At 64.9% G+C, this 21,225-nt stretch carries 19 protein-coding genes; 6 read left to right on the top strand and 13 right to left on the bottom strand.

Going from position 1 to position 21,225, the window contains the following annotated elements; genetic code table 11:
• Window positions 1–42 precede the first annotated feature (42 nt).
• The 4 genes from ABIE08_RS15865 to ABIE08_RS15850 all read right to left on the bottom strand — a co-directional run bounded on the left by ABIE08_RS15865 (window position 43) and on the right by ABIE08_RS15850 (window position 4,399).
• Complete coding sequence (locus ABIE08_RS15865; protein WP_354552825.1) at window positions 43–1,080, bottom strand: aldo/keto reductase; 1,038 nt, start codon at window positions 1,078–1,080, stop codon at window positions 43–45.
• A gap of 285 nt (window positions 1,081–1,365) precedes the next feature.
• On the bottom strand, window positions 1,366–2,010 hold the full coding sequence (locus tag ABIE08_RS15860) for a ThuA domain-containing protein (protein WP_354552498.1): 645 nt from the start codon (window positions 2,008–2,010) through the stop codon (window positions 1,366–1,368).
• Window positions 2,011–2,039: 29 nt separating this feature from the next.
• Entirely contained in the window at window positions 2,040–3,140 is a 1,101-nt protein-coding gene (locus tag ABIE08_RS15855) for a Gfo/Idh/MocA family protein (protein ID WP_354552497.1), read from the bottom strand.
• Window positions 3,141–3,181: 41 nt separating this feature from the next.
• Window positions 3,182–4,399: an ROK family transcriptional regulator gene (locus ABIE08_RS15850; RefSeq protein WP_354552495.1), complete on the bottom strand. Its 1,218-nt coding sequence runs from the start codon at window positions 4,397–4,399 to the stop codon at window positions 3,182–3,184.
• Window positions 4,400–4,600: 201 nt separating this feature from the next.
• Between ABIE08_RS15850 and ABIE08_RS15845 the strand changes: the two genes are divergently transcribed.
• The 3 genes from ABIE08_RS15845 to ABIE08_RS15835 all read left to right on the top strand — a co-directional run bounded on the left by ABIE08_RS15845 (window position 4,601) and on the right by ABIE08_RS15835 (window position 7,767).
• Complete coding sequence (locus ABIE08_RS15845; protein WP_436409561.1) at window positions 4,601–5,869, top strand: extracellular solute-binding protein; 1,269 nt, start codon at window positions 4,601–4,603, stop codon at window positions 5,867–5,869.
• Window positions 5,870–5,945: 76 nt separating this feature from the next.
• Window positions 5,946–6,860, top strand: coding sequence for a carbohydrate ABC transporter permease (locus ABIE08_RS15840; protein ID WP_436409560.1), 915 nt, complete (start codon window positions 5,946–5,948; stop codon window positions 6,858–6,860).
• Window positions 6,861–6,945: 85 nt separating this feature from the next.
• Window positions 6,946–7,767, top strand: coding sequence for a carbohydrate ABC transporter permease (locus ABIE08_RS15835; RefSeq protein ID WP_354552819.1), 822 nt, complete (start codon window positions 6,946–6,948; stop codon window positions 7,765–7,767).
• A 57-nt stretch (window positions 7,768–7,824) separates the two neighbouring features.
• Here the strand turns inward: ABIE08_RS15835 and ABIE08_RS15830 are convergent, their stop codons facing one another.
• Together ABIE08_RS15830 and ABIE08_RS15825 are read right to left on the bottom strand one after the other, a co-directional pair.
• Window positions 7,825–8,907: a glycoside hydrolase family 130 protein gene (locus ABIE08_RS15830; RefSeq protein WP_354552494.1), complete on the bottom strand. Its 1,083-nt coding sequence runs from the start codon at window positions 8,905–8,907 to the stop codon at window positions 7,825–7,827.
• Window positions 8,904–9,662, bottom strand: coding sequence for an HAD-IIB family hydrolase (locus ABIE08_RS15825; protein ID WP_354552493.1), 759 nt, complete (start codon window positions 9,660–9,662; stop codon window positions 8,904–8,906). The genes ABIE08_RS15830 and ABIE08_RS15825 overlap by 4 nt, the downstream gene beginning before the upstream one ends.
• A 368-nt stretch (window positions 9,663–10,030) precedes the next feature.
• Here ABIE08_RS15825 and gnd point away from each other — a divergent pair, with 368 nt between their 5' ends.
• Both gnd and ABIE08_RS15815 read left to right on the top strand, forming a co-directional pair.
• Entirely contained in the window at window positions 10,031–11,062 is a 1,032-nt protein-coding gene (gnd, locus tag ABIE08_RS15820; RefSeq protein WP_354552491.1) for a phosphogluconate dehydrogenase (NAD(+)-dependent, decarboxylating), read from the top strand.
• A 3-nt stretch (window positions 11,063–11,065) separates the two neighbouring features.
• Window positions 11,066–11,689 (top strand): HAD family hydrolase, encoded by a 624-nt coding sequence (locus ABIE08_RS15815; RefSeq protein WP_354552490.1) that lies wholly within the window; start codon window positions 11,066–11,068, stop codon window positions 11,687–11,689.
• A gap of 101 nt (window positions 11,690–11,790) precedes the next feature.
• On the opposite strand, the gene ABIE08_RS15810 is transcribed toward ABIE08_RS15815, so the two are convergent.
• The 6 genes from ABIE08_RS15810 to ABIE08_RS15785 all read right to left on the bottom strand — a co-directional run bounded on the left by ABIE08_RS15810 (window position 11,791) and on the right by ABIE08_RS15785 (window position 18,826).
• Window positions 11,791–12,555 carry an SDR family NAD(P)-dependent oxidoreductase gene (locus ABIE08_RS15810; RefSeq protein ID WP_354552489.1) on the bottom strand — a complete coding sequence of 255 codons (765 nt, stop codon included), beginning with the start codon at window positions 12,553–12,555 and terminating at the stop codon, window positions 11,791–11,793.
• 165 nt (window positions 12,556–12,720) lie between these two features.
• Window positions 12,721–13,974, bottom strand: coding sequence for a sugar ABC transporter permease (locus ABIE08_RS15805; protein ID WP_354552488.1), 1,254 nt, complete (start codon window positions 13,972–13,974; stop codon window positions 12,721–12,723).
• Entirely contained in the window at window positions 13,971–14,813 is an 843-nt protein-coding gene (locus ABIE08_RS15800; RefSeq protein WP_354552486.1) for an ATP-binding cassette domain-containing protein, read from the bottom strand. The genes ABIE08_RS15805 and ABIE08_RS15800 overlap by 4 nt, the downstream gene beginning before the upstream one ends.
• Window positions 14,814–14,886: 73 nt before the next feature.
• Window positions 14,887–15,957: an ABC transporter substrate-binding protein gene (locus ABIE08_RS15795; RefSeq protein WP_354552485.1), complete on the bottom strand. Its 1,071-nt coding sequence runs from the start codon at window positions 15,955–15,957 to the stop codon at window positions 14,887–14,889.
• Window positions 15,958–16,199: 242 nt separating this feature from the next.
• Window positions 16,200–17,084, bottom strand: a complete 885-nt coding sequence (locus ABIE08_RS15790) for an AraC family transcriptional regulator (protein WP_354552484.1) — start codon at window positions 17,082–17,084, stop codon at window positions 16,200–16,202.
• Window positions 17,085–17,305: 221 nt separating this feature from the next.
• Window positions 17,306–18,826: an MFS transporter gene (locus ABIE08_RS15785; protein WP_354552482.1), complete on the bottom strand. Its 1,521-nt coding sequence runs from the start codon at window positions 18,824–18,826 to the stop codon at window positions 17,306–17,308.
• Window positions 18,827–18,914: 88 nt separating this feature from the next.
• Between ABIE08_RS15785 and ABIE08_RS15780 the strand changes: the two genes are divergently transcribed.
• Window positions 18,915–19,517: a TetR/AcrR family transcriptional regulator gene (locus ABIE08_RS15780; RefSeq protein WP_354552481.1), complete on the top strand. Its 603-nt coding sequence runs from the start codon at window positions 18,915–18,917 to the stop codon at window positions 19,515–19,517.
• Between the two features lie 16 nt (window positions 19,518–19,533).
• On the opposite strand, the gene ABIE08_RS15775 is transcribed toward ABIE08_RS15780, so the two are convergent.
• Window positions 19,534–21,213: a GH32 C-terminal domain-containing protein gene (locus ABIE08_RS15775; RefSeq protein WP_354552480.1), complete on the bottom strand. Its 1,680-nt coding sequence runs from the start codon at window positions 21,211–21,213 to the stop codon at window positions 19,534–19,536.
• Window positions 21,214–21,225 lie beyond the last annotated feature (12 nt).

Below are 21,225 nucleotides of genomic sequence, written 5' to 3'. Positions count from 1 at the left end.
GAGTATCGCTCCCGGAACGGAGGGATCCGAGCCGGCTCCGGCCTATGGCAGCGCCGGGATGAGGCCTTCGGACTCGAGTGTCGTCCAGAGTTCCGCGGGAATGTCGCGCTCGAACCATTCGACATTGCCCTTCACCTGCGCCGCCGTCTTGGCGCCGATGGCGACGACCGTCGCGGCCGGATGGCGCAGCGGATACTGGATCGCGGCCGCGGGCAGCGGCACGTCGAAGCGGCTGCACACCGCCTCCAGCTTCTCCACCCTGGCCAGAACCTCGGCCGGGGCGTCGACATAGTTGAACTTCTTGCGACCCGAGGTCGATGCCAGAATGCCGGAGTTGAACACGCCGCCGATGACAAGATCGACCTCGTGCTTCAGCGCCAGCGGCAGGAAGGTCTCGGCCGCATCGTCGTCGAGCAGCGTGTAGCGGCCGGCGAGCAGGCAGACGTCGAGATCGGCCTCCTGCATGGCATCGCGGATCACCTGCCATTCGTTGACGCCGAGGCCAAAGCCCGCGATCAGGCCGGCGGCCTTCAGCTCGGCCAGCGCCTTGAAGCCGCCGCCCTTGGTCAGCGCGCCCCAATGATGATCGTGCAACTCGCCATGCGTGACTCGGCCGATATCGTGCACGAACAGGATGTCGAGACGGCCAAGACCGGTGCGCTGACGGCTGTCGTCATAGGAGCGCAGGATGGCATCATAGGAATAATCGAACACTTCGCGGAACGGCAGGCCGTTGTTCCAGCCGGAATCGAACTCGTTCTTTGGCGGTTCGGGCGGCAGCACACGGCCAGGGCGGTCGAAGCTCATCAGCCGGCCGACCTTGGTGCTGACGCGGAACGACTCCGGATCCTGCTCGCGCAGGAAGTGGCCCGCCAGATGCTCGGCGCGGCCGAGCCCATACATGGGCGCGGTGTCGAAGTAGCGAAGGCCCGCGTCCCACGCCGCCTGCATCGCGCCTTCGGCATCGGCAAGCGGGACGGCGGCGTAGAGGCCGCCGAACGGCGCCGTGCCAAGTCCGAGCAGGGTCAGGTCGATATTGGAGCGCTTGAGGTGCTTCTTGTCGGAGGCTTTCATCGGTATCGTCCTAGGTCAGAGATGGGCACGAATGTTGGCGCAATTCGTGCCGCCGCTTCTTCGGCAGCCTCGGGTCCACATGGATGTCTGGGAGATCCCGGCGACCGTCCTGAAATCCGGCGCGTGCGAATCAGCAGGCTGGCGCAGCGTCACCCGTCATGGGACGCGAGAATGGACATGCCGACAAGAGCCACAAAGCGACCTCGCCTGATATTTTAGATATCTATCAATGTAAGCCCATGGAGATCTCTCCCGCCGCGACCAGCCCGGTCGCGGCGGGAGAGGGTGTCGTCAGCGCGCCGCCCAGAGCAGGCCGCGACGCATGATCGTGTTCATTTCCGGCACGTCGAACTCGCTGGCGACATGGCCGAGCGAGGAATAGAACACCCGCCCCTTGCCATGCTTGCGCTTCCAGACGACCGGCATGACGACGCCATCGATCCAATAGGCATGGTCGCCGGTGAAGGTCGTCGTCGCCAGAACCTCGTTCGAGGGGTCGACATGCATGTAGTAGTGCTCGGAGCGATAGGGGAAGCGGGTCGGAATGCCTTCCATGATCGGGTCGTCCGGCTTGGTCACATCGACATGGTAGTCGATGATATTGCCCGGATGGGCGACCCACTGGCCGCCGACCATGAACTGGTATTCGACCGCCTCGCGGAACGCATCGCCCATGCCGCCATGATAGCCGGCAAGGCCGACGCCGCCCTCGACCGCCTTGGTCAGGTTGAGAAGCTCCTCCTTCTCGATCTTCGACATGGTGTAGATCGGCACGATCAGGCTCATGTCGGCGATGGCCGGATCGGCGAACGCCTCGGTCGAATTCTCGAGATAGACCTTGAAGCCTTCCTCCTCGAGCATCCCCGCGATGATGTTGGCGCCCTGCTCCGGCTCGTGGCCGCTCCAGCCGCCCCAGACAATCAATGCCTCGCGCATGGTCTCACTCCCTCTTGAATTGGTTTGTTTCAGCCGATCGCGCCGATGGCGACGCCAACCGGCAGCGCGGCCGGGCGTTCCGGGCGGCTCTCGATCGTGATGTGCTCGCCCGTGTCGGACGAGCGCTGGAATGCCTCCATCACCTCCAGCGCATGGAAGGCGAGATCGCCATTGGCGCGGTGCGGCCGGCCGGTGCGGATCGCCTCCGCCATGTCGGCGACGCCGATGACGCGGAAATTGCCGTCGGCATAGCCATGCTGGGTCGGGACGGTGTGCCAGTCCTCCGAGGCCGTCGCGAGCTTGATGTCGCCGCCAAAATGGTTGGGATCCGGCACGAGGATGGAGCCTGCCGAGCCATAGAGCTCGATCGGGCTGTGCTGGTGGCGCGGCACGTCGAAACTCATGGCGATGGTGACGACCGCGCCGGAGACGAACTGCATCGTGCCGGCGACATGGGTCGCGACCTCGACCGGGATCTTTGTACCGTTCAGCGGCTCGCTGGTGACGAGGCGCTCGTCGCGCAGCTTGGTGGCGACGCCGGCCACGCGGGCGACGGGACCGAGCAAATTGACCAGGTCGGTGACGTAGTACGGCCCCATGTCGAGCATCGGTCCGCCGCCATCGAGGTAATAGAAGCCGGGATTGGGGTGCCAGCGCTCATGGCCGGGGCACATGAAGAAAGCGGTGCCGGCGATCGGCGTGCCGATGGCGCCCTCGTCGATCAGCTTGCGGCTGGTCTGATGGGCGCCGCCGAAGAAGGTGTCCGGCGCGCTGCCGAGGCGGACGCCCCTTGCCTTGGCCGCCTCGACGAGCTTTCGCGCCTCGCCCGTGGAAATGCCGAGCGGCTTTTCCGAGTGCACATGCTTGCCGGCCGCCACGACCTGCAGGCCGACATCGACATGCGCCTTCGGGATCGTCAGATTGACGATGATCTCGATCGACGGATCAGCCAGCATGGCGTCGATCGACATGGCCGTGAGGCCGAATTCCGTCGCCCGCGCCTGCGCCGCGTCGGCATTCAGATCGGCGACGCCGCGAATGTCGAGGATCGGGAATCCCGCCGCCGCCTTCAGATAGGCCGCGCTGATATTGCCGCAGCCGATGAATCCAATTCCTACCCGTTCAGCCATCTCGCGCTCTCTCCCAGATGCGATTTCTGTGTCGGCGGTCGTCAGCGATGGACGACCGGTCCCGTGGTGTTCCAGGGCGCGCCATAGAGGTCGCGAAGCGTCATCGCGGCCGCGCCGCGCGCCCAGATGTCGTCCTGCCAGTGGTGGACGACGATGTCGGAAACGTCGGCGAGGCTCGGCGGCAGCAGGTCCGCCACCGTGCGACGGATCGGCCCGACCAGTGCGTCGCCCGCCTCCAGCGCCGCCCCCGCCATGATGACCTTGGGCGGCGCGAACAGCGTGATCAGGTTGGCGATAGCGAAGCCGAGCGCGCCGCCGGCCCGCTCCAGCAAAGCCAGGATTCGCGGCTCCCCCTTCTCCGCAAGTTCCAGGATCTTCTCGAGGCCGCGACCGAGCCGGAAGGCGTGCTCATGCTCTTCGCCGGCCAGGATCTCGCGCGCCTCGGCGACGATGCTCGCCTCCGAGGCGGCGCTGGCCAGCCGGGTCGAGCCATTGCCGGTCGGCGGACGCACCATCAGGTCGCCGAGGTCCGGGCTCAGGCCATTGGCGCCGCGAAACAGTTCGCCATTGTGCATGATGCCGAGACCGAGGCCGAGCTCGACGGAGATGACAAGAAAATCATCGAGGCCACGCGCCTGGCCGAACCAGTGCTCGGCCAGTGTGACGAGATTGACGTCGCTGTCGATCGTCGCCACGACGCCGCCGAGCCGGTCGGTCATTTCCGCGGCAAACGGAACGTCGCGCTCGCCGAAGATCGGGCTGGCGCGACACACGCCGGCGATCCGCTCGACGACGCCAGGCAGCCCGACGCAGACGCCGGAAATCTGCTCCATGGCCAGGCCGGCATCGGCGACGCATCGGCGGATACCATCCTCGACCAGATCGGCGATGACCGATACCGACTGACGCTGCAGGCGGATCGGCAGCACCAGGCTCGACAGCACGTCGGCGCGGAAATTGGTGGTCGCGACGGTGATCTGGTCGAGCGCCAGCTTGACGCCGACCACGTGCGCGGCAGCCGGGTTCAATTCCAGCATGACGCGCGGCCGGCCCCGCGCCGCGTCGCGTATGCCGCCCAGTTGCTGTGTGATGATCAGGCCGTCATCGAGCAGCGCCGCGGTGATCGCCGAGACGGTCGTCGCCGACAATTGCGTGCGGTCGGAGATCTCGACTCGCGAGATCGGGCCGAACCGCCGGATCGCGTCCATCACGTGGAAGCGATTGATGGCGCGCATCAATTCGGGATCAGCTGTCTTCATTTCCAGGGAGCCATTTATTCCGGGTCAGGCAGTTATTCACACTGCGGAGGGAGGCTGTCAACGCAAGATTCCGCGCTGCAGCGCAACAAATAAGAGCTTCTCTTGACAGGCGCCCCCGAACGAGAACAGATTTAATCCGCATTGTTTATTAAACGAGCGCCGGTGGGAGGAAACAGCCGGGGCCGTCTGGGAGGACAATCGATGAAGTTCAGAACGCTCTTCGGCGCGGCGATCGGCCTTGCGCTTTCCGCCAGCACCGCCATGGCCGACGTTACGGTCAAATGGCTGCATCTGGAAACAGATCCTGTCACGCTGACGGCTTGGGATGAGATCATCAAGCAGTTTGAGGCGGCGCATCCGGGCGTGAAGGTGCAGACCCAGTTCCTCGAGAACGAGGCCTTCAAGGCCAAGCTGCCGACGCTGCTGCAGTCGAAGGACGCGCCGCACATCTTCTTCTCCTGGGCGGGCGGCGTGCTGAAGGCACAGGCCGAGACCGGTGCGATCAAGGACCTGACGGCCGAAATGCAGGCCGATGGCGGCAAGTGGGAAAAGAGCTACAACCCGGCCTCGGTCGCCGGCCTGACCTTCGAAGACAAGGTCTGGGCCGTTCCCTACAAGATGGGCACGGTGTCGTTCTTCTATAACAAGGAACTGTTCAAGAAGGCCGGCATCGACGCCGACAAGATCCAGACCTGGGACGATTTCCTGGCCGCGGTGAAGACGCTGAAGGACGCCGGCATCGTGCCGATCGCCGGCGGCGGCGGCGAGAAATGGCCGCTCCATTTCTACTGGAGCTATCTCGCCATGCGCAATGGCGGCAAGGAAGCCTTCGATACCGCCAAGGCCAATGGCGGCGACGGCTTCAAGGCCGAGCCGTTCGTCAAGGCGGGCGAGCAGCTCAAGGCGCTGGGTGCGCTGGAGCCGTTCCAGCCCGGCTATCTCGGCACCAAATGGCCGCAGGCGCTCGGCGCCTTCGCCGACGGAAAGGCCGCGATGATCCTCGGCTTCGAGGCGACAGAGAAGAACCAGGCCAACCAGGCTGCCGACGGCAAGGGCCTTGCCAGCGACAATCTCGGCCGTTTCGCCTTCCCGATCGTGGCCGGCGGCGCCGGCAAGGTCACCGACACGCTGGGCGGCCTCAATGCCTGGGTCATCAGCAAGGACGCGCCAAAGGAGGCCGTCGAATTCGCCGCCTTCCTGACCAATGTCGAGAATGAGCGGCTGCAGGCCGAAAGAGGCATCATGATCCCGGTCACCATCGGTGCCGAGGATGGCGTGAAGGATCCTCTGGTGGCGGAATCCGCCAAGCAGCTGGCCGCCTCCACCTGGCACCAGAACTTCCTCGACCAGGATCTGGGCCCCGCCGTCGGTCGCGTCGTCAACGACGTTTCCGTCGAGATCGTGTCGGGCCAGATGTCGCCCGAGGACGCCGCCCAACAGATCCAGGACGCATGGGAACTCGAACAGTAGTTCCCAAGCTGTCCGTCGCCGCCGCGGGTCCCTCACCGCGGCGGCGGATCCTTTTCCCGCCGGAGAGTCCGGGCCGATGAGCCAAACGATGATCGCCGCGCCCGCACAAGGCGGCGCTGGCAGACCCAGGACCAAGGGCACCTTGCCCGTCCTGATCCTGTTCCTGCCGCCTGCCCTGCTGGTCTTCACCCTCTTCGTCATCCTGCCGATGGGAGAGGCAGCCTGGTACAGCCTCTATGACTGGAACGGCTATGGCCTGCCGGAGAAGTTCATCGGCCTGAAGAATTTCGAGCTGCTCTTTCGCAATGGCGCGTTCCGCCAGGCGCTGATGAACAACGGGCTGATCATGCTCGTTTCGATCGCGATCCAGATCCCGCTGGCGCTCTGGCTGGCGACGATGGTGTCGCACCGCATTCCGGGCGCCGTGTCGTTCCGCCTGATCTTCTTCATGCCCTATGTGCTGGCGGACGTGGCGGCCGGCCTGATCTGGCGCTTCGTCTATGACGGCGACTATGGCCTGTTCGCGGCCATCGCCTCGTTCTTCAACGTCGCCTCGCCCTATGTGCTGGCCGACAAGAACCTCGCCATCTACGCCGTGCTCGGCGTCATCGTCTGGAAGTATTTCGGCTTCCACATGATGCTGTTCATCGCCGGGCTGCAATCGATCGACAAGAGCTATTACGAGGCGGCCGAGATGGACGGCGCGACGCGCTGGCAGCGCTTCCGCAACATCACGCTGCCACTGCTGGCGCCGACGATCCGGCTCTCCGTCTTCTTCTCGGTGATCGGCTCGCTGCAACTCTTCGACATGATCATGCCGCTGACCGGCGGCGGGCCTTCGAACAGCACCCAGACCATGGTCACCTTCCTCTACTCCTACGGCATCACCCGGATGAAGGTCGGCTTCGGCAGCGCCATCGGCGTCGTCCTGTTCGTCATCTGCATCACGCTGGCCTTCGGCTACAAACGGATCTTTATGCGCAATGACTGATCAGACATTCATCGCCGGAAAGCCCGTGGCCGCGAAGCCGGCCGTCGTCACGCGTCCGCGCCGGGACGTATTCTCGAAGCACCGGATGAGCTTCGTCACCTGGCTCTATCTCTATGCGAGCCTGTTCATCGTGGCGGCGATCGTGCTGTTGCCGTTGCTCACCACCGCGATCGGCGGGTTCAAGGCGCTGGGCGACCTGCGCGTCAACCCGTTCGGCCTGCCGTCGCAATGGATCTGGTCCAACTACCTCGATATCCTGGGCAGCGGCCGCTACTGGCAGATGCTGGGCAACTCCATGATCATCGCGGTGCTGACGGTGGTCCTGACCCTCGCCGTCGCGTCCATGGCCGCCTTCACCTTCGCGCATGTCACGTTCTTCGGCTCGGGCTTCCTGCTCAACTACTTCCTGATCGGACTGATGTTTCCAGTCGCGACCGCCATCCTGCCGCTGTTCATCCGCATCCGCGACCTTGGGCTGCTCGATACCTATTGGGGCGTCGTCCTGCCCCAGGTCGCCTTTGGCCTCGGCATGAGCATCATGTTGTTCCGCAAGTTCTTCCAGAATGTGCCGCATGAGCTGTTCGACGCGGCGCAGGTCGATGGCTGCGGCTACATCGCCTATTTCTGGCACGTCACGCTGCCGCTCTCGCGGCCGATCCTGGCGACCGTCGGCATCGTCGCCTTCGTGAATTCCTGGAACAACTACATCATGCCGCTGATCCTGCTGAACACGGATGCGAAATATCCGTGGCCGCTCGGCATCATGGTCTATCAGGGCGAATATTCGACCGAATGGCAGCTGGTGCTCGCCTTCATCACGCTCACCATCCTGCCGACGATCATCGTCTTCTTCGCCGCCCAGAAGCATATCGTCGCCGGCCTCACGGCAGGCGCGGTCAAGGGATAAGCGTTGGCGCAGGGCGTCGGCATGGGACCGGCGCCCTCTCGGACAAACGGCTGCCGCTCATGGCGACGAGGGCGGCAGCACCTCCGGCACGTCGAGCCGCGCCACGCCGATCCGGTCGTCGGCCATGCCGTAATAGACATCGAAACGATCGGGCTGTCCGAGATCGTCGCGGCGATCGATTCCAGTCGGAAAGACGACGGCATCGACGGCCCCCTCCAGTTCCAGCGGACTGTCGGGGACCAGGATGGGCTCCGGCGAACGATATAGAATCCGGTTGGGATGCCCCTGCGAAAGTATCATCGCGCCCGCCGAATAGCGCATTTTCCGGCCTGAAGGGCTCGGACAGGCCATGTCGCCGACGCCGTGATAGATCATCAGCCAGCCATGATGGCAAAGAATGGGCGGAGCGCCGCCGCCAATCTTCAGGCGCTCCCAGATGGCCTCCGGGCACGTCAGCTTGTGATGCTCGACGAACTCGCCAAGCTGCGGCTTGTCGCCTCCATTGCCGAGCCGGCAATAGGAGATCCAGATGCACTCGCGATCGGTGTCCAACGGTTTTGATGCCGGCTGATGGATCGTCTCTTCCGGGCGGGTGCCGGGAAAGAGCGGACGGTGAATCAGCCCCAGCGTCGGCCGCCCCATCGGGTCCGGGACCAGCGCGCTGAAGAGGCTCGCATCCTTGTCGTCGATACCCTCGAAATCGATGCCGTGATAGGGACGGAAGGTGGCGAGACCCAAGCGCTTCCAGTGAAACAGATCATCGGAAACAGCAATCGCGATGCGCGGACCGCGCGGCGACAGCGCGGTATAGGTCATCACGTATTGATCCAGCGCCTCGACATAGCTGATGCGCGGATCCTCACAGCCCCCGCCCCCATCGGCGCGAAGCTCGTAATCCGCCTCCGGCTCGAGCGCGACGCCCATGCGCTCCACATCCCGCGGGTCGCCCTGGGCATCGAACAGTACGCGAGCGATGCCGATGCGGGAATAATTGCCCTTCGCGACGAGGCGGGGAAACAGATAGAGCTCCCCGTCCTTGCCGCGGATGGCGGCCGGGTTGAGAACGCCCTCCGCCTCGTTGGCCTCCCCCTTAAGCGGCTGCATGATCATGCCGAGCCGCTTCATCTCGAACGGGATCACGACGGGCTCCCGCTCTCCATGCAGGCAAGGAAGGCTTCGATGACGCGCTTCGTCTCTTCGGGATCGCGGACGCGAATCGAGAAAACGCCGGCCTGCTTGGGCGGGTAATCATTGCCGCCCGGGAAGATCGCATCGCCGACGAAGACCATGTCCGGGATCGCGATGCGCAGGATTTCGCGCAGTTTGTGGATGCCATAGGCCTTGTCGATGCCGGGCATCGTCACGTCGATCGAGGTGGCGCCACCGAGATTGACCGAGAAGCGCGGGATCATCGGCTGCAGCACTTCCTTCAGCCGGTTGCGCTTGCTGAAATCGGGATCCCAGCTCTTCTTTTCTTCCAGCGGCGCCTGCTGGCCCAGCGCGGAAAGCGTGATCTGGCTGCCGCGATCCTCGATCAGATCGCCCCAGTGCTTCGCCGGGCGCAGGCCCGTTTCATCCAGCGCGCGATCGAGCGCCCCGATGATCTGCTGCTTGTCCGCGTCCGAGAAATCCTCGGCATAGAGCTTCGTCCAGCCGCCGTCATAGCGATAGAACTGCGTTCCGCAGGTGGGCAGCAGGGAAAGGTCCCTGAGCCTGTCATCCTGGGGGAAATTGCGCAGGAACTGGCTTTCGAACTGCGGCCAGGCGCCGCCGGAAATCACCGCGACCTTGGCAACGGCCAGAAGGCGGACAAGCAGCTCCGCCATTTCGGGATCGAGCGAGGATTTGCTTTCGGCGAGAGTGCCGTCGAGATCGAAGACTACGAGTTTTTTCATGGTGGTTCCGGATGGTCCTTTCGACACGCGCTGCCGCTCTGGACTACGCACGACAATGCCGGGCAGGAACCCTGCCCGGTCCGACATCAACGAGCCGAGGAAGGCGCCCGTTCCACGCCGGCGGAAATTCCGCCACCGACGTGCTTGCTATCCCTAAGGAAATTCAAGCCAACAGACCAGCGCCTCGGCGAACGTCGTAAAGGCTTGCGCATGACTTGATAGGATGGCCAGCCTACACTGCGGCGACGCCGGCTCTATGTCACCCGGTGTCGTCTCCCCCGGGCAGAGAGTCGACCAACCGGATCTTCCATAGATTTCTCCCTCCCTGCCAAAGCTTGCCCGCCAACATTCTCGCGAGGACCATTGAAATGCAGATTGGTGTGATCGGACTGGGCCGCATGGGCGGAAACATCGCGCGCCGCCTGATGCGAGCCGGACATCGTTGCGTCGTCTACGACCGCAATCCGACGGCCGGCGAAGCCCTGGCGATCGAAGGGGCGATCGTCGTCCGGTCGCTGGAGGAGATGGTGTCGTCGCTGACGGAGCGGCCGCGCGCCATCTGGCTGATGCTGCCCGCCGGCAAGATCACCGAGGATACGATCCAGGAACTGGAAGGCCTGGTGCAGGCAGAGGACATCCTGATCGACGGCGGCAACGCCTTCTACAAGGACGATATCCGCCGCGCACGCCACCTCGCCGAAAAAGGCATCCGCTATGTAGATTGCGGCACCTCGGGCGGCGTCTGGGGGCTCGATCGCGGCTATTGCATGATGATCGGCGGCACCAAGGAAGCGGTCGAGCATCTAGACCCGATCTTTGCGACGCTCGCCCCGGGCCTTGGCGACATCCCCCGCACGCCGGGCCTCGGCGAAGCGGTCTCGCGCGCCGAGCGCGGCTACATCCACACCGGGCCCGCCGGCTCCGGCCATTTCGTCAAGATGGTGCATAACGGCATCGAATACGGGCTGATGCAGGCCTATGCCGAGGGCTTCGACATCCTGCGCAACAAGGATTCGACCGAGTTGCCGGAGGACGAGCGCTTCACGCTCAACATTGCCGAGATCGCCGAAGTCTGGCGGCGCGGCAGCGTCATCACCTCGTGGCTGCTCGATCTCGGCGCCGCCGCGCTGGCGCGCGATCCGCAATTGCAGGAATTTTCTGGCTTCGTGCAGGATTCCGGCGAAGGACGCTGGACCGTACAGGCGGCGATCGAGGAATCGGTTCCCGCAGACGTCCTGACCGCGTCGCTATTTGCCCGCTTCCGCACCCGGATGGAGCTGCATTTCGGCGACAAGATGCTCTCGGCGATGCGGTTCGGCTTTGGCGGACATCTGGAGGCCAAGCCGCCGATCGTTCCATTGGCGCCGACCCGCACGGTCACGTCCGACGCGGGGGAGTGATCCATGCCGGAAGTCGCGGGGATCACCACCCTCTTCCTCGACATTGGCGGCGTGCTGCTGACCAATGGCTGGGACCATCTTTCACGCCATCGCGCCGCCGAAACCTTCGGGCTTGACTGGGACGCGATAGAGGCCCTGCATCAGGCGCATGTCGACGCCTATGAGAAGGGCCGCCTCAGCCTCGACGATTATCTCACCCAGGTGATCTTCAACGAGCCGCGCCCTTTCGGCCGGGAGGCGTTCTGGGAGTTCATGTGCGGGCAGTCGCAGCCCGATCCCGGTATGCTGGCGCTGTTTCCCAGGCTCAAGCAGCGCTATGGCCTGAAGCTGGTCGCGGTCAGCAACGAGGCGAAGGAACTCAACGCCTACAGAATCGAGACCTTCGGCCTCGATCGCCTGTTCGATATCTTCATCTCGTCGAGTTTCGTCCATGTCCGCAAGCCGGACACCGATATCTTCCAGATCGCGCTCGAGGTCTCGATGACCCGGCCGGAGCAGGTGTTCTACATCGACAACACCGGCGAATATGTCGACCTCGCCGCCGGCCTCGGCATTCGCGGCCGGACGCATACCGACCTCGCTTCGACCGAGAAAGCCCTGGCAGAGGTCGGGCTCGTGGCGGGGTAGCGGCGGGACAGCGTCAACCGGCGAACAAGCAAGTTCCTCACCCCACCTTCTCCCGCGAGCGAGAAAGGCCTGGGTGAGGGGCATCCCCCGACAGCAAGCCCTTAGTGGAAGATGATGCCGCCGCAGACGTTCAGCGCCTGGCCGGTGATGAACGACGCGTCATCCGAGGCGAAGAAGGCGACGGCGCCGACCACATCGTCGGGATAGCCGAGCCGGCCCATGGCCGTCTTGTCCTTCACCGCCTGCAAAGCCTTCTCGTCGCGGTAGTTGTTGCGGCCCATCTCGGTATCGATGATCCCCGGGCAGACGGCGTTCACCGTGATGCCATCCTTGGCGACTTCTTGCGCCAGGATATGGGTGAAGCTGATGACAGCCGCCTTGGACGAGCAATAATGCGCCTGCAACGGGGCGCCGCGCTTGCCGCCGATCGAGGCGATGTTGACGATGCGGCCTTTGCCCGCCTCGCGGAACTGCGCGAGCAGCGCCTTGCAGACCAGGAACGTGCCCTTGGTGTTGACGTCATACATGCGGTCCCATTCGTCGGGCTCGATGTCGTCCACCAGCGCCAGCGACAGGACGCCGGCATTGTTGACGAGCACGTCGATATGGCCGGCGATCGCCTTGGCCTCGGCGACGAAGGTCTTGACCGATTCCGGGTCGCTGACGTCGCCGAAGACGAGGTCGCAGCGGCCGCCGGCATCGCGGATCAGCGCCTGGGCTTCCTTCAGCTCGGCCTCCTGTCGGGGCATGTCCATCGCGACCACGTGGTAGCCCTCGGCCGCGAAGCGCAGCGCGATGGCGCGGCCGATGCCGCGCGACGAACCGGTGACGAGAACGGACTGGCCTTCGCCTCTCCTGGGGATCACGATCGTCTTCCTTCTTCAGCAAGGGGGGATAAAGGGCGCCACCCCGATGGTGACGCTGGAACTGCGGGACAAGCCATCCCGCCCGGGCAGAAGAGCTGTCTGCCCGACATCGGCAAGGATGGAGACCGGCGCGGCCCGGAGGGGGCGCCGGTCAGGTTTTCCGGATCAGGCGCGGCCGTGGCTGGCGCGCGAACGACGGGCGAGCGAGTCGACGATGACAGCGATGGCGAGCACGCCGCCGGTGATCATGTAGCGAAGCGACGACGACAGATCGAGCAAGGTCAGGCCGCTCGAGATCGACTGGATCACAATGATGCCGAGTAGCGCGGAATAGGCGCTGCCGCGGCCGCCGAACAGGCTGGTGCCACCGATGACCGCCGCCGCGATCGCGTTCAGGTTGACGTCGCCGGTGCCTGCCTGTTGGCTGGAGGATGCCAGCCTTGAGGCCGCCATCACGCCGCCAAAAGCCGCCAGCGTCGAACAGAGAACGAAGGCGCTGGTGTAGATGGCGCGAACATTGATGCCGGCGCGCCGGGCCGCCTCGCGATTGCCGCCGACCGCGAACATCGACCGCCCCCAGCGCGTGCGGGTCAACGCATATTGCATCGCCAGCACGAGACCGACGAACAGGCCGAACATCCACGGCACGCCGCGGCCCTGGTTGAGGTAGAGCACGACCAGTTCGGCCACGATCGTCACCGCGGCGGCGCGGGCGATGATCCCGCCCGACGATTGCGACGACAGGCCGGCGGCGCGGCGGCGGGCGGCCGTGCGATAGCCCGTATAGAGCATCACCGCGCCGGGAACGGCGGCCAGGATGACAGACACGATCGCCGGCATCACCATCAGCTGGCCGAACCGCACCAGCGGCGAGCCATAGGGCAGATTGATCGAGCCTGTCGTGCCGAGAAGGTAGAGTTGCAGGCCGAGGAAGGTGAGCAGGCCGGCCAGCGTCGCAACGAAACTCGGCATGCCGAAGCGGTTGAACAGCTGGGCATAGACATAGCCGATCGCCGCCCCCGAAAGCACTGCCGCCAGGATGGCAAGACCGGCCGGGACGCCCTGGTTGACCCAGAGCACGCCGAGGATTGCCGAGGCGACGCCGCTGACCGACCCGACCGAAAGATCGATCTCGCCGACCATCAGCATGCAGACGATGCCGAGCGAGATGATGCCGACCGTCGAGGAATCGAACAGCAGATTGACCAGATTGTTCGGGCTCAGGAATACCGGATTGAGGATAGAGAAGACTGTCCAGATGATGACCAGGCCGACGATGACCGGCAGCATGCCGAGATCGCCGGAACGGACCCGGTCGAGAAAGGCGCGGATGGTGTCGCCAATGCCGGCCGCATGGGTGACGCGCTCGTCGCGGCGGTCGAGCATCGGCGCGGCGCCGGTTTTGCTCTTGTCGGTCATAGGCCCGCCTCCGGATGGGGGCTGGCAGCCTGCGCCTGCCGTCGGCCGGCGCGCCGGGAAACCGAATTGTTGGAAGCGCCCGTAATGGCACTCACCAGCTCTTCGTTCGATGCGTCGGGGGTGAACTCGCCATTGTTGCGGCCGAGGCGCAGAACGACGACGCGATCCGCTACGGCGCGAACGTCCTCCATATTGTGGCTGATCATCACCACGGCGAGGCCGCGGTCGCGTACCCGCTCGATCAGGTCCAGCACTTCCGCCGTCTGCGCGACGCCCAGCGCTGCGGTCGGCTCATCGAGCAGGATCAGCTTCGGGTTGAGCAACAGCGATCGCGCGATCGCCACCGTCTGGCGCTGTCCGCCCGAGAGCGAGGCGACGGCGACACGGACGCTGGGAATTCGGGCCGAAAGCTCGTTCAGCAGGGTCCAGGAACGCGTCTCCATCGAGACCTCGTCCATCCGCAGAGGATTGAGTTCCTTGCCCAGGAAGATGTTGGCGACGACGTCGAGGTTTTCGCAGAGCGCGAGGTCCTGGAACACGGTCGCGATGCCCAGCGACAGCGCCGCGCTCGGGTCATCGAGCGTTACGGTCTCACCCTGGAAGCGGATGGTGCCGGAACTCGGCTGGTGCACGCCGGAAAGGATCTTCACCAGCGTCGACTTGCCGGCGCCATTGTCGCCGACCAGCGCCACGACTTCGCCGGCGCGGACGTCGAGGTCGATATCGGTCAGGGCCGAGACGGCGCCGAAATGCTTGGAAATGCCCCGGAGGCTGAGGACCGGATCCCCGGCCGGAGGAGCGCCTTGAAGCGGGGGAGCGCCTTGCTCTGTATTGGTCATGCTTGGCAAGCCTCTGCAGGAATGTTCGCGGAAAGGTGTCCGCCCGGCCCCGGATGAGGCCGGGCGGCGCCGCCTACTTGAGGATGCCCAGCGCCTTGCAACCCTCGACATAACGATCGACGCACAGCGTTTCGGCCGGCGTGATGTTCTTGTCGATGATCTCGGCCTTCAGGTTCTTGGCCGTGACGACAGCCGGGGTGAAGAGCTGCGACGGGGTGTTGTAGAGCTCCATCTCCGCCTTCGGCGTCTCGCCCTTCAACAGTTGCATCACGACATTGGCCGCGGCCGCCGCCACGATCTCGCTCGGCTTGGAGATGGTGTTGAACTGGTCGCCGGCGATGATCAGCTGCAGCGCCGCGATCGTCGCGTCATTGCCCGTCACTGGCGGGACCGGATCGACGCCGGCTGCCTTGAGGGCCGCGATGGCGCCGCCGCCCGTGCCGTCATTGGCGGCGACGATGCCGACAATCTTGTTGCCGAAGCGCGTGACCTGGCCGCTCGCCCATTCCTGCGCCTTGGCCGGCGTCCAGTCCGGCGTATCGTATTCGGCCAGGATCTTGTAGCCGCTATTGTCGAGGCCGGCATGGATGCCCTTCTTGATCAGGCCGGCGGCCGCATCGGTCGGCGAGCCGTTGATCTGCAGCACGCCGCCGGCATCCGGCGAGACGTTGCGGGCCTTGAGCTCCTCGACCAGCGAATCCGCGATCGCCTTGCCGATGCCCTCATTGTTGAAGGAGACGTAGAAGTCGGCCTTGGCGTCCGGGATCGGACGGTCATAGGCCACGACCTTGATATCCTGGCTCTGGGCGAGCTGGACTAGGGAGGCGGCGGCGGCGGAGTCGACGGGATCAAGCACGATCGCCTTGGCGCCCTGCGAGATGACCGAATTGAACTGCTGCTGCTGCCGCGTCGCATCGGCGCCCGCATTGAGATAGATCACCTTGCAGCCCGGGCAGAGCTTGGCCATCTCGGCCTTGAAGCCGGGGTAGTCATGCTCCTCGTACCGGGTCGAGCCCTGGTCGGGCATCAGGAACGCCACGGTGGCGTCCGTGACTTCCGCCGCGTGCGCCGCTGCGGCGAGGCCGCCCAGCATCGATGTAGCGAGCGCCAGCGCGGCAACGCGCTTCCAAGCAAATTGGGTCATTCCGTCTTCTCCCTGTGACAATATTATGCTTATGAGAAGCTGTCGGCCCGACAGTCCACGGCAAGTCTCGGACATCCCGATATTTGCCAGTTCGGCTCGGATCCCTAGGGATCGTCGCGTCGAGACTGTCTTGCCCTGCCTTCTTCTTGGAATTTCGGAAAAGCATTCCCCTTGGCGAAACGGGCAAGCGCTTCACCTTGGGCTTCGACCGAGATCGACGTCCTCCTGCTCCTCCGCGGCTCTCAGGCGGCTTTGGCCACCCTTGAATTCTCCGCCAGCAACGTCCGGAACCGCGAGGGCGGCATGCCCTTCTGCGTCAGGAACTGGCGGTTGAAGTTGGAAAGATTGTTGAAGCCGACCGCGTAGCAGATCTCGGTGATCGGCTGCGCGCTGTCGCTCATCAGCAGCTGGCAGGCCAGGTTGATGCGCAGGCGATTGACGAACTGCACCAGCGCCATGCCGGTGTGGCGGCGGAAACTGCGGGAAAACGCGCTGGCGCTCTGGCCGGCGATCTGGGCGAGATCGGTCTCGCTGAAGGGTTCGGTCAGATGCTCGCCGATATAGGCTAGCGCCTTGTTGATGCCGACCGACATGTAGCCGGAGGGATCGGGCAGATAATGGGAGCTGGCCAGCGGACGCATGTCGCTGGACCGGCTCAGTATGCCCATCAGATTGATGAACAGCTCGATGCGGCGGATGCCCTGCGCCTCGATCATTTCCTTCATCAGCGGGGCCGCTTCGGCCGCCGTCGTCGGCTGGAACAGGGCGCCGCGACGGCTCTGCTCCAGGACCCGGTCGAAGGCCGCCAATTCCGGCGCCACGCTCATCAGATTGCCGATGAATTCCTGCGAGAACAGCACCATACGGCAGCGCAGCGGCACGGTCGCGCCTTCCGGCAGGTCGCTGATCCAGTTGTGCGGCAGGTTCGGACCTGTCAGCACCAGATTGTCGGGCTCGAACTCGCCGATGAAGTCGCCGACGAAATAGCGCCCGCGCGTCGCGACGACATGATGCAGTTCGTATTCGGGATGAAAGTGCCAGCGCACCGTGCGGAACGGGTAGCCATGCTCCCAAGCCTTGTAGGATTCACCGCGGCGAATATCCACGACTTCCAGATCTGGCGTCACGGCGGACCTCCCCACCCATTCGATGCCCTTCCCAAGGCATCCAACTCCCGCAGGCCGACTTACGCGGTCTCTGCATAACGCGACCTTAGGAGGCCCCGCGGAGGGGCGCTACCAAACGCCCATCGTCCCGCTGATACTTTTTTGATGCAAGACTTGCGTCGTTGGCACGCTGCGCGGGACCTTCAGCCCGGCACCAGGCCGGGCTGAAGGCGAGCCCCTGGTCAAGGGTGCACCGTGGCGCCGGGGCCTGAGGGGACGTTCTCGTGGCGCAGGGCCACGAACACCACCACCGTCAGGACCGCTATGAGGGCGGCCGTCACCATCAGCACGGAACCATGCGCGCTGGCGAAGGCCGTGCGGGCCGCCGCTGCGATCGCCTCGCCTTCCGTCCCGCCGACCTGCCGGGCGATCACCATGGCCTCGCCGATCGAGCCGGACGCCGCTTCGCGATCCGGCCCGAGACCCGCCATGCTGTTGAAATGGCTGCGATAGATGGTGCTGAGCAGGACGCCGAAGAAGGTAATGCCAAGGCCGGCGCCGAGTTCGTAGCCGGTCGCCTCCAACGAACCCGCGGCGCCCGCCTTCTCGACCGGCGCAGCTCCCATGATGGCGGCGGACGAGGCCAGCAGGCCGACGCCGAGCGAGAAGCCGAGCACCGCCATCAGGCAACCGATGACAATGCCGTCACCGCCAATGTTCGACTGGCTGATGCCCAACAATGCCGCCGCCGCCGCGGCGAGGCCGGCCGAGCCGAGCCAGCGCAGGCCGAAGCGGCCGGCGAGCTTGCCGGCAATCGGGCCGGCAATCGCCGAGGCGACGACGAGCGGCATCATGAACAGTCCGGCCTGAAGCGGCGTGCGGCCATAGACATATTGCAGTTCCTGCGCCAGCAGCAGTTCGAAGCCGGCGAGCGAACCGGACGCAACGAAGGCCATCAACATGCCGACCGAGATCGCCGGCTTGCGGAACAGCGACAGGTCCAGCAGCGGCTCGGAACCGACGATCTGCAACCGAGCGAACCAGGCCATCAGGGCGAGACCCATCACCAGGACGCCAAAGACCCAGACGGACGGCCCCGCCTTGAAGCCGGTCTTCACCGCATAGACGGTGGAGATCAGGCCGGCGATCAGCAGCAGGGCATGACCGATCTTCCAACTGCCCTGAGCCGCAAGCGGCCGGTTGGGAATGAACAGATACACCACCGGCAGCACGACCAGCATGATCGGTACGTTGATGAGGAATACCGATCCCCACCAGAAATGCTCCAGCAGGAAGCCGCCGGCCAGCGGGCCGATCGCTGCGCCGGCGGAAGCCACCGTGCTCCAGACGCCGAGCGCCAGCGCCCTCTCCTTCGGGTCCTCGAAGGTCTGGCGAATGATGGCCAGCACGCTCGGGATGATCATAGAGGAGCCAATGGCCAGCAGGACACGCGCCAGGATCAGCATCAACGCCGTCTGCGAAAATGCGGCGCAGACAGACGCCAGCGCGAAGATCGTCAGGCCCGTCAACATCAGCCGGCGATGACCGACCCTGTCGCCCAGCGTGCCCATCGGCACGAGAAGCCCCGCCATGATCAGCGGATAGATGTCGATGATCCAGAGGATTTCCGTGCCCGACGCGCGGAGGGCGACGGTCAGCGACGGGACAGCGATATGCAGGATCGTCATGTCGACGACCACGGGCAGGAACGCCAGGATCACGGCGGTGAGCACCAGCCAGCGATTGCGCGGCGCAACGATCATTCTCTTCTCCATTCCCGCGCAACAGGGATTGCCGGCGTCGGGGAGCGGACATATATATCCGTCCAGACGGTATTAAAAGAGAAAAGACATGGGCAGACGACCGACGATTGATCGCGAGGGTTTGCTGGACGCGGCCGATCGCGTGATCGCGAAGGGTGGCGTCACCAGCCTGACGATCGACGCCGTCGCGCGCGAGGCCGGCGTCAGCAAGGGCGGCGTCCTCTATTCCTTCGGCACCAAGGATGCGCTGATCGAAGCTATGCTCGAGCGTGCCGGAAAGTCCTATGAACGCCTGGTGGCCGACTATTTGGCGACGCATGGGGATGAGCCCCACTCCACCGCAGCGGCCCATGTCGACGCCAGCCATCGCGAAGACGAGCTCTCTGCCATTCGCGCCAGCGCCCTGCTCGCGAGCCTGGTGCAGACTCCCGACTACCGGAGCGAGATCCAGGGCTATTACCGGGAACTGCTCGACAAGCTCGACACGAAGTCGCCGGGCGGACGGCGTGCCTTGACGGCCGTGCTGGCCGCCGAGGGGGCGTTCCTGCTGCGGGGCCTTGGCCTCGCGCAGTTCGGCGACGAGGCTTGGGAATCCATCTTCGCCGACATCCGGGCGCTGGTGCCGGACGGCCGCGCCACAGATACGAAAAAGGGGCCGGAACAGGCCGGCCCCAATCCAGAAGGCGAATAATCTACCGGTGCGCCGCTCAGGCGGCCGCACCAAGCCTCGGGCGCAGGTTCCAGAGCCGTGCGGTCCGGACCGCTGCCGGATCGACATGGAGTTCAATCGCGCTGATCGGTTGGTCGCTGTCGATGCGCTTGGTGGCGCATTGCAGGCCGTCATCGGCATAGATCTCGATCAGGCCGACATCGACGAAAATGCGGACGGTCTTCAGCGTCGTCGTCGGCGTCAGATAGCGCGGCACGACGCGGTTACCCGGCGGATCGAACACCAGCTCCAGCGCCGCGCCGTCATAGACCAGCGCGATGCCATGATCGGGATGGGCGAAGTCGAGCCGGAACGGCGCGCCCGGTGTCGCAAGCTCGATCTCAATCTCGCCAAGGCCGCGAGCGAGCGGCACCGAGCCGGCGCCGACGAGAGCCTCGGTGGCGACACCGGTCCGCAATGCCTTGACGCCCTCGACCGGCGGCATGCGCAGCTGGCCGTCCTGCCAGATGAAGCGGCGCGGGAAGGTCATGGCGGAAGCAAAGTCGCGATCCTTGAAGACATCGGTCCAGTTCGCGGCCCAGGCGATGCCGACCGGGCCGTCCGCATGCTGGAATGCCTGGATCGCATAGCAGTCGGTGCCGAAATCGACCTCGCGGCGCGCGATGGGCTCGAAGGTGCGACCGTCGAAGCGGCCAACGATGGCGTAACTCAGATTGCGGCGGCGGGTCGCCTCGTCGCGATAGCCGATGATGCCGAAGATGAGGGCGTAGAGCCCCTCCCCCTCGCCATCGAGCGCCACGAGGCCCGGGCATTCTGCCGGGATGCTGCGCGAGAGCGGTTCGCGATGCAGGATGCCGACAAAGGTCCAGCCGTCGGCCGCCTCGGGATCCCGCGTTTCATAGAGCAGCACCAGTCCGCCGCGATCATCGGCGCCGGCCACGACCATCTTCCAGAGCCCATCGGGTCCCTTGAAGACATAGGGATCGCGAATGTCCTTGCCGAAATTGGGGATGGACGGCCGGTCGGTGATGATGGGCGTCGAAGGTCCGGCCGACAGCATGTCCGGCGACATAGTCGTGATCTGCCATTCCTGGCTCGGCTCGCGGTCATCCTCGCGGTCGGTATAGAAGACGCGGACGCCGCCCCCGGCATGCGGAATGGCCGAGCCCGAGAAGGCGCCGCCCGTCAGCCCGTTATCGGCCAGTAGCTCGGCGCGCGGCTCGAGGAAGATCGGCTGGTCGATCCAGTCGACGAGATTTTCAGAGACCGCATGGCCCCAGTGCATCGTGTTCCAGCGCAGGCTGTGCGGATAATGCTGGTAGAACAGGTGGCTGGCGCCATCGATCTGGCAGAGGCCGTTCGGATCGTTCATCCAGCCCCAGGGCGCCTGGAAATGCAGCTTGTAGCGAGCCTCGCTGGCGCGGTTCTTCGCGGTGGTGTGAAGCAGGCGCACGCCTTCGTCGGCCAGGCGCGACGGCGCAAAGCTATACGCCAGCGACACGGCCGTTCCCGGCTCCTGCCAGCCGAAACGGTAGGTTCCCGCCATGGGCGCCTCGAAGACCGAACGCGTGAAATCGTCGGAATGCGCGCCCGCCCGGCGCACCGGCTCGCTGCCGCCCCCGGTGACGACGACTTCGGAAAGCGACGTCCGCGACGGCGCCTTCTGCCAGAGATGGACGATATCGCCCGCGTCCAGGTCGGCTTCGAACTCGGTCATTGCAAGGTCTTC

This window comes from Kaistia defluvii, from assembly GCF_040548815.1.
Taxonomy (GTDB): domain Bacteria; phylum Pseudomonadota; class Alphaproteobacteria; order Rhizobiales; family Kaistiaceae; genus Kaistia; species Kaistia defluvii_A.
The sequence above is the reverse complement of the archived record's forward strand: the minus strand, read 5'-3'. Positions and strand labels throughout refer to the sequence as shown.

Excerpts from the sequence above, each read along its gene's own strand:
- ABIE08_RS15860 (WP_354552498.1), bottom strand. The coding sequence starts at position 2,010 with ATGCGCGAGGCATTGATTGTCTGGGGCGGCTGGAGCGGCCACGAGCCG.
- ABIE08_RS15855 (WP_354552497.1), bottom strand. The coding sequence starts at position 3,140 with ATGGCTGAACGGGTAGGAATTGGATTCATCGGCTGCGGCAATATCAGC.
- ABIE08_RS15850 (WP_354552495.1), bottom strand. The coding sequence starts at position 4,399 with ATGAAGACAGCTGATCCCGAATTGATGCGCGCCATCAATCGCTTCCAC.
- ABIE08_RS15845 (WP_436409561.1), top strand. The coding sequence starts at position 4,601 with ATGAAGTTCAGAACGCTCTTCGGCGCGGCGATCGGCCTTGCGCTTTCC.
- ABIE08_RS15840 (WP_436409560.1), top strand. The coding sequence starts at position 5,946 with ATGAGCCAAACGATGATCGCCGCGCCCGCACAAGGCGGCGCTGGCAGA.
- ABIE08_RS15835 (WP_354552819.1), top strand. The coding sequence starts at position 6,946 with ATGAGCTTCGTCACCTGGCTCTATCTCTATGCGAGCCTGTTCATCGTG.
- ABIE08_RS15825 (WP_354552493.1), bottom strand. The coding sequence starts at position 9,662 with ATGAAAAAACTCGTAGTCTTCGATCTCGACGGCACTCTCGCCGAAAGC.
- gnd (WP_354552491.1), top strand. The coding sequence starts at position 10,031 with ATGCAGATTGGTGTGATCGGACTGGGCCGCATGGGCGGAAACATCGCG.
- ABIE08_RS15815 (WP_354552490.1), top strand. The coding sequence starts at position 11,066 with ATGCCGGAAGTCGCGGGGATCACCACCCTCTTCCTCGACATTGGCGGC.
- ABIE08_RS15805 (WP_354552488.1), bottom strand. The coding sequence starts at position 13,974 with ATGACCGACAAGAGCAAAACCGGCGCCGCGCCGATGCTCGACCGCCGC.
- ABIE08_RS15800 (WP_354552486.1), bottom strand. The coding sequence starts at position 14,813 with ATGACCAATACAGAGCAAGGCGCTCCCCCGCTTCAAGGCGCTCCTCCG.
- ABIE08_RS15795 (WP_354552485.1), bottom strand. The coding sequence starts at position 15,957 with ATGACCCAATTTGCTTGGAAGCGCGTTGCCGCGCTGGCGCTCGCTACA.
- ABIE08_RS15785 (WP_354552482.1), bottom strand. The coding sequence starts at position 18,826 with ATGATCGTTGCGCCGCGCAATCGCTGGCTGGTGCTCACCGCCGTGATC.
- ABIE08_RS15780 (WP_354552481.1), top strand. The coding sequence starts at position 18,915 with ATGGGCAGACGACCGACGATTGATCGCGAGGGTTTGCTGGACGCGGCC.
- ABIE08_RS15775 (WP_354552480.1), bottom strand. The coding sequence starts at position 21,213 with ATGACCGAGTTCGAAGCCGACCTGGACGCGGGCGATATCGTCCATCTC.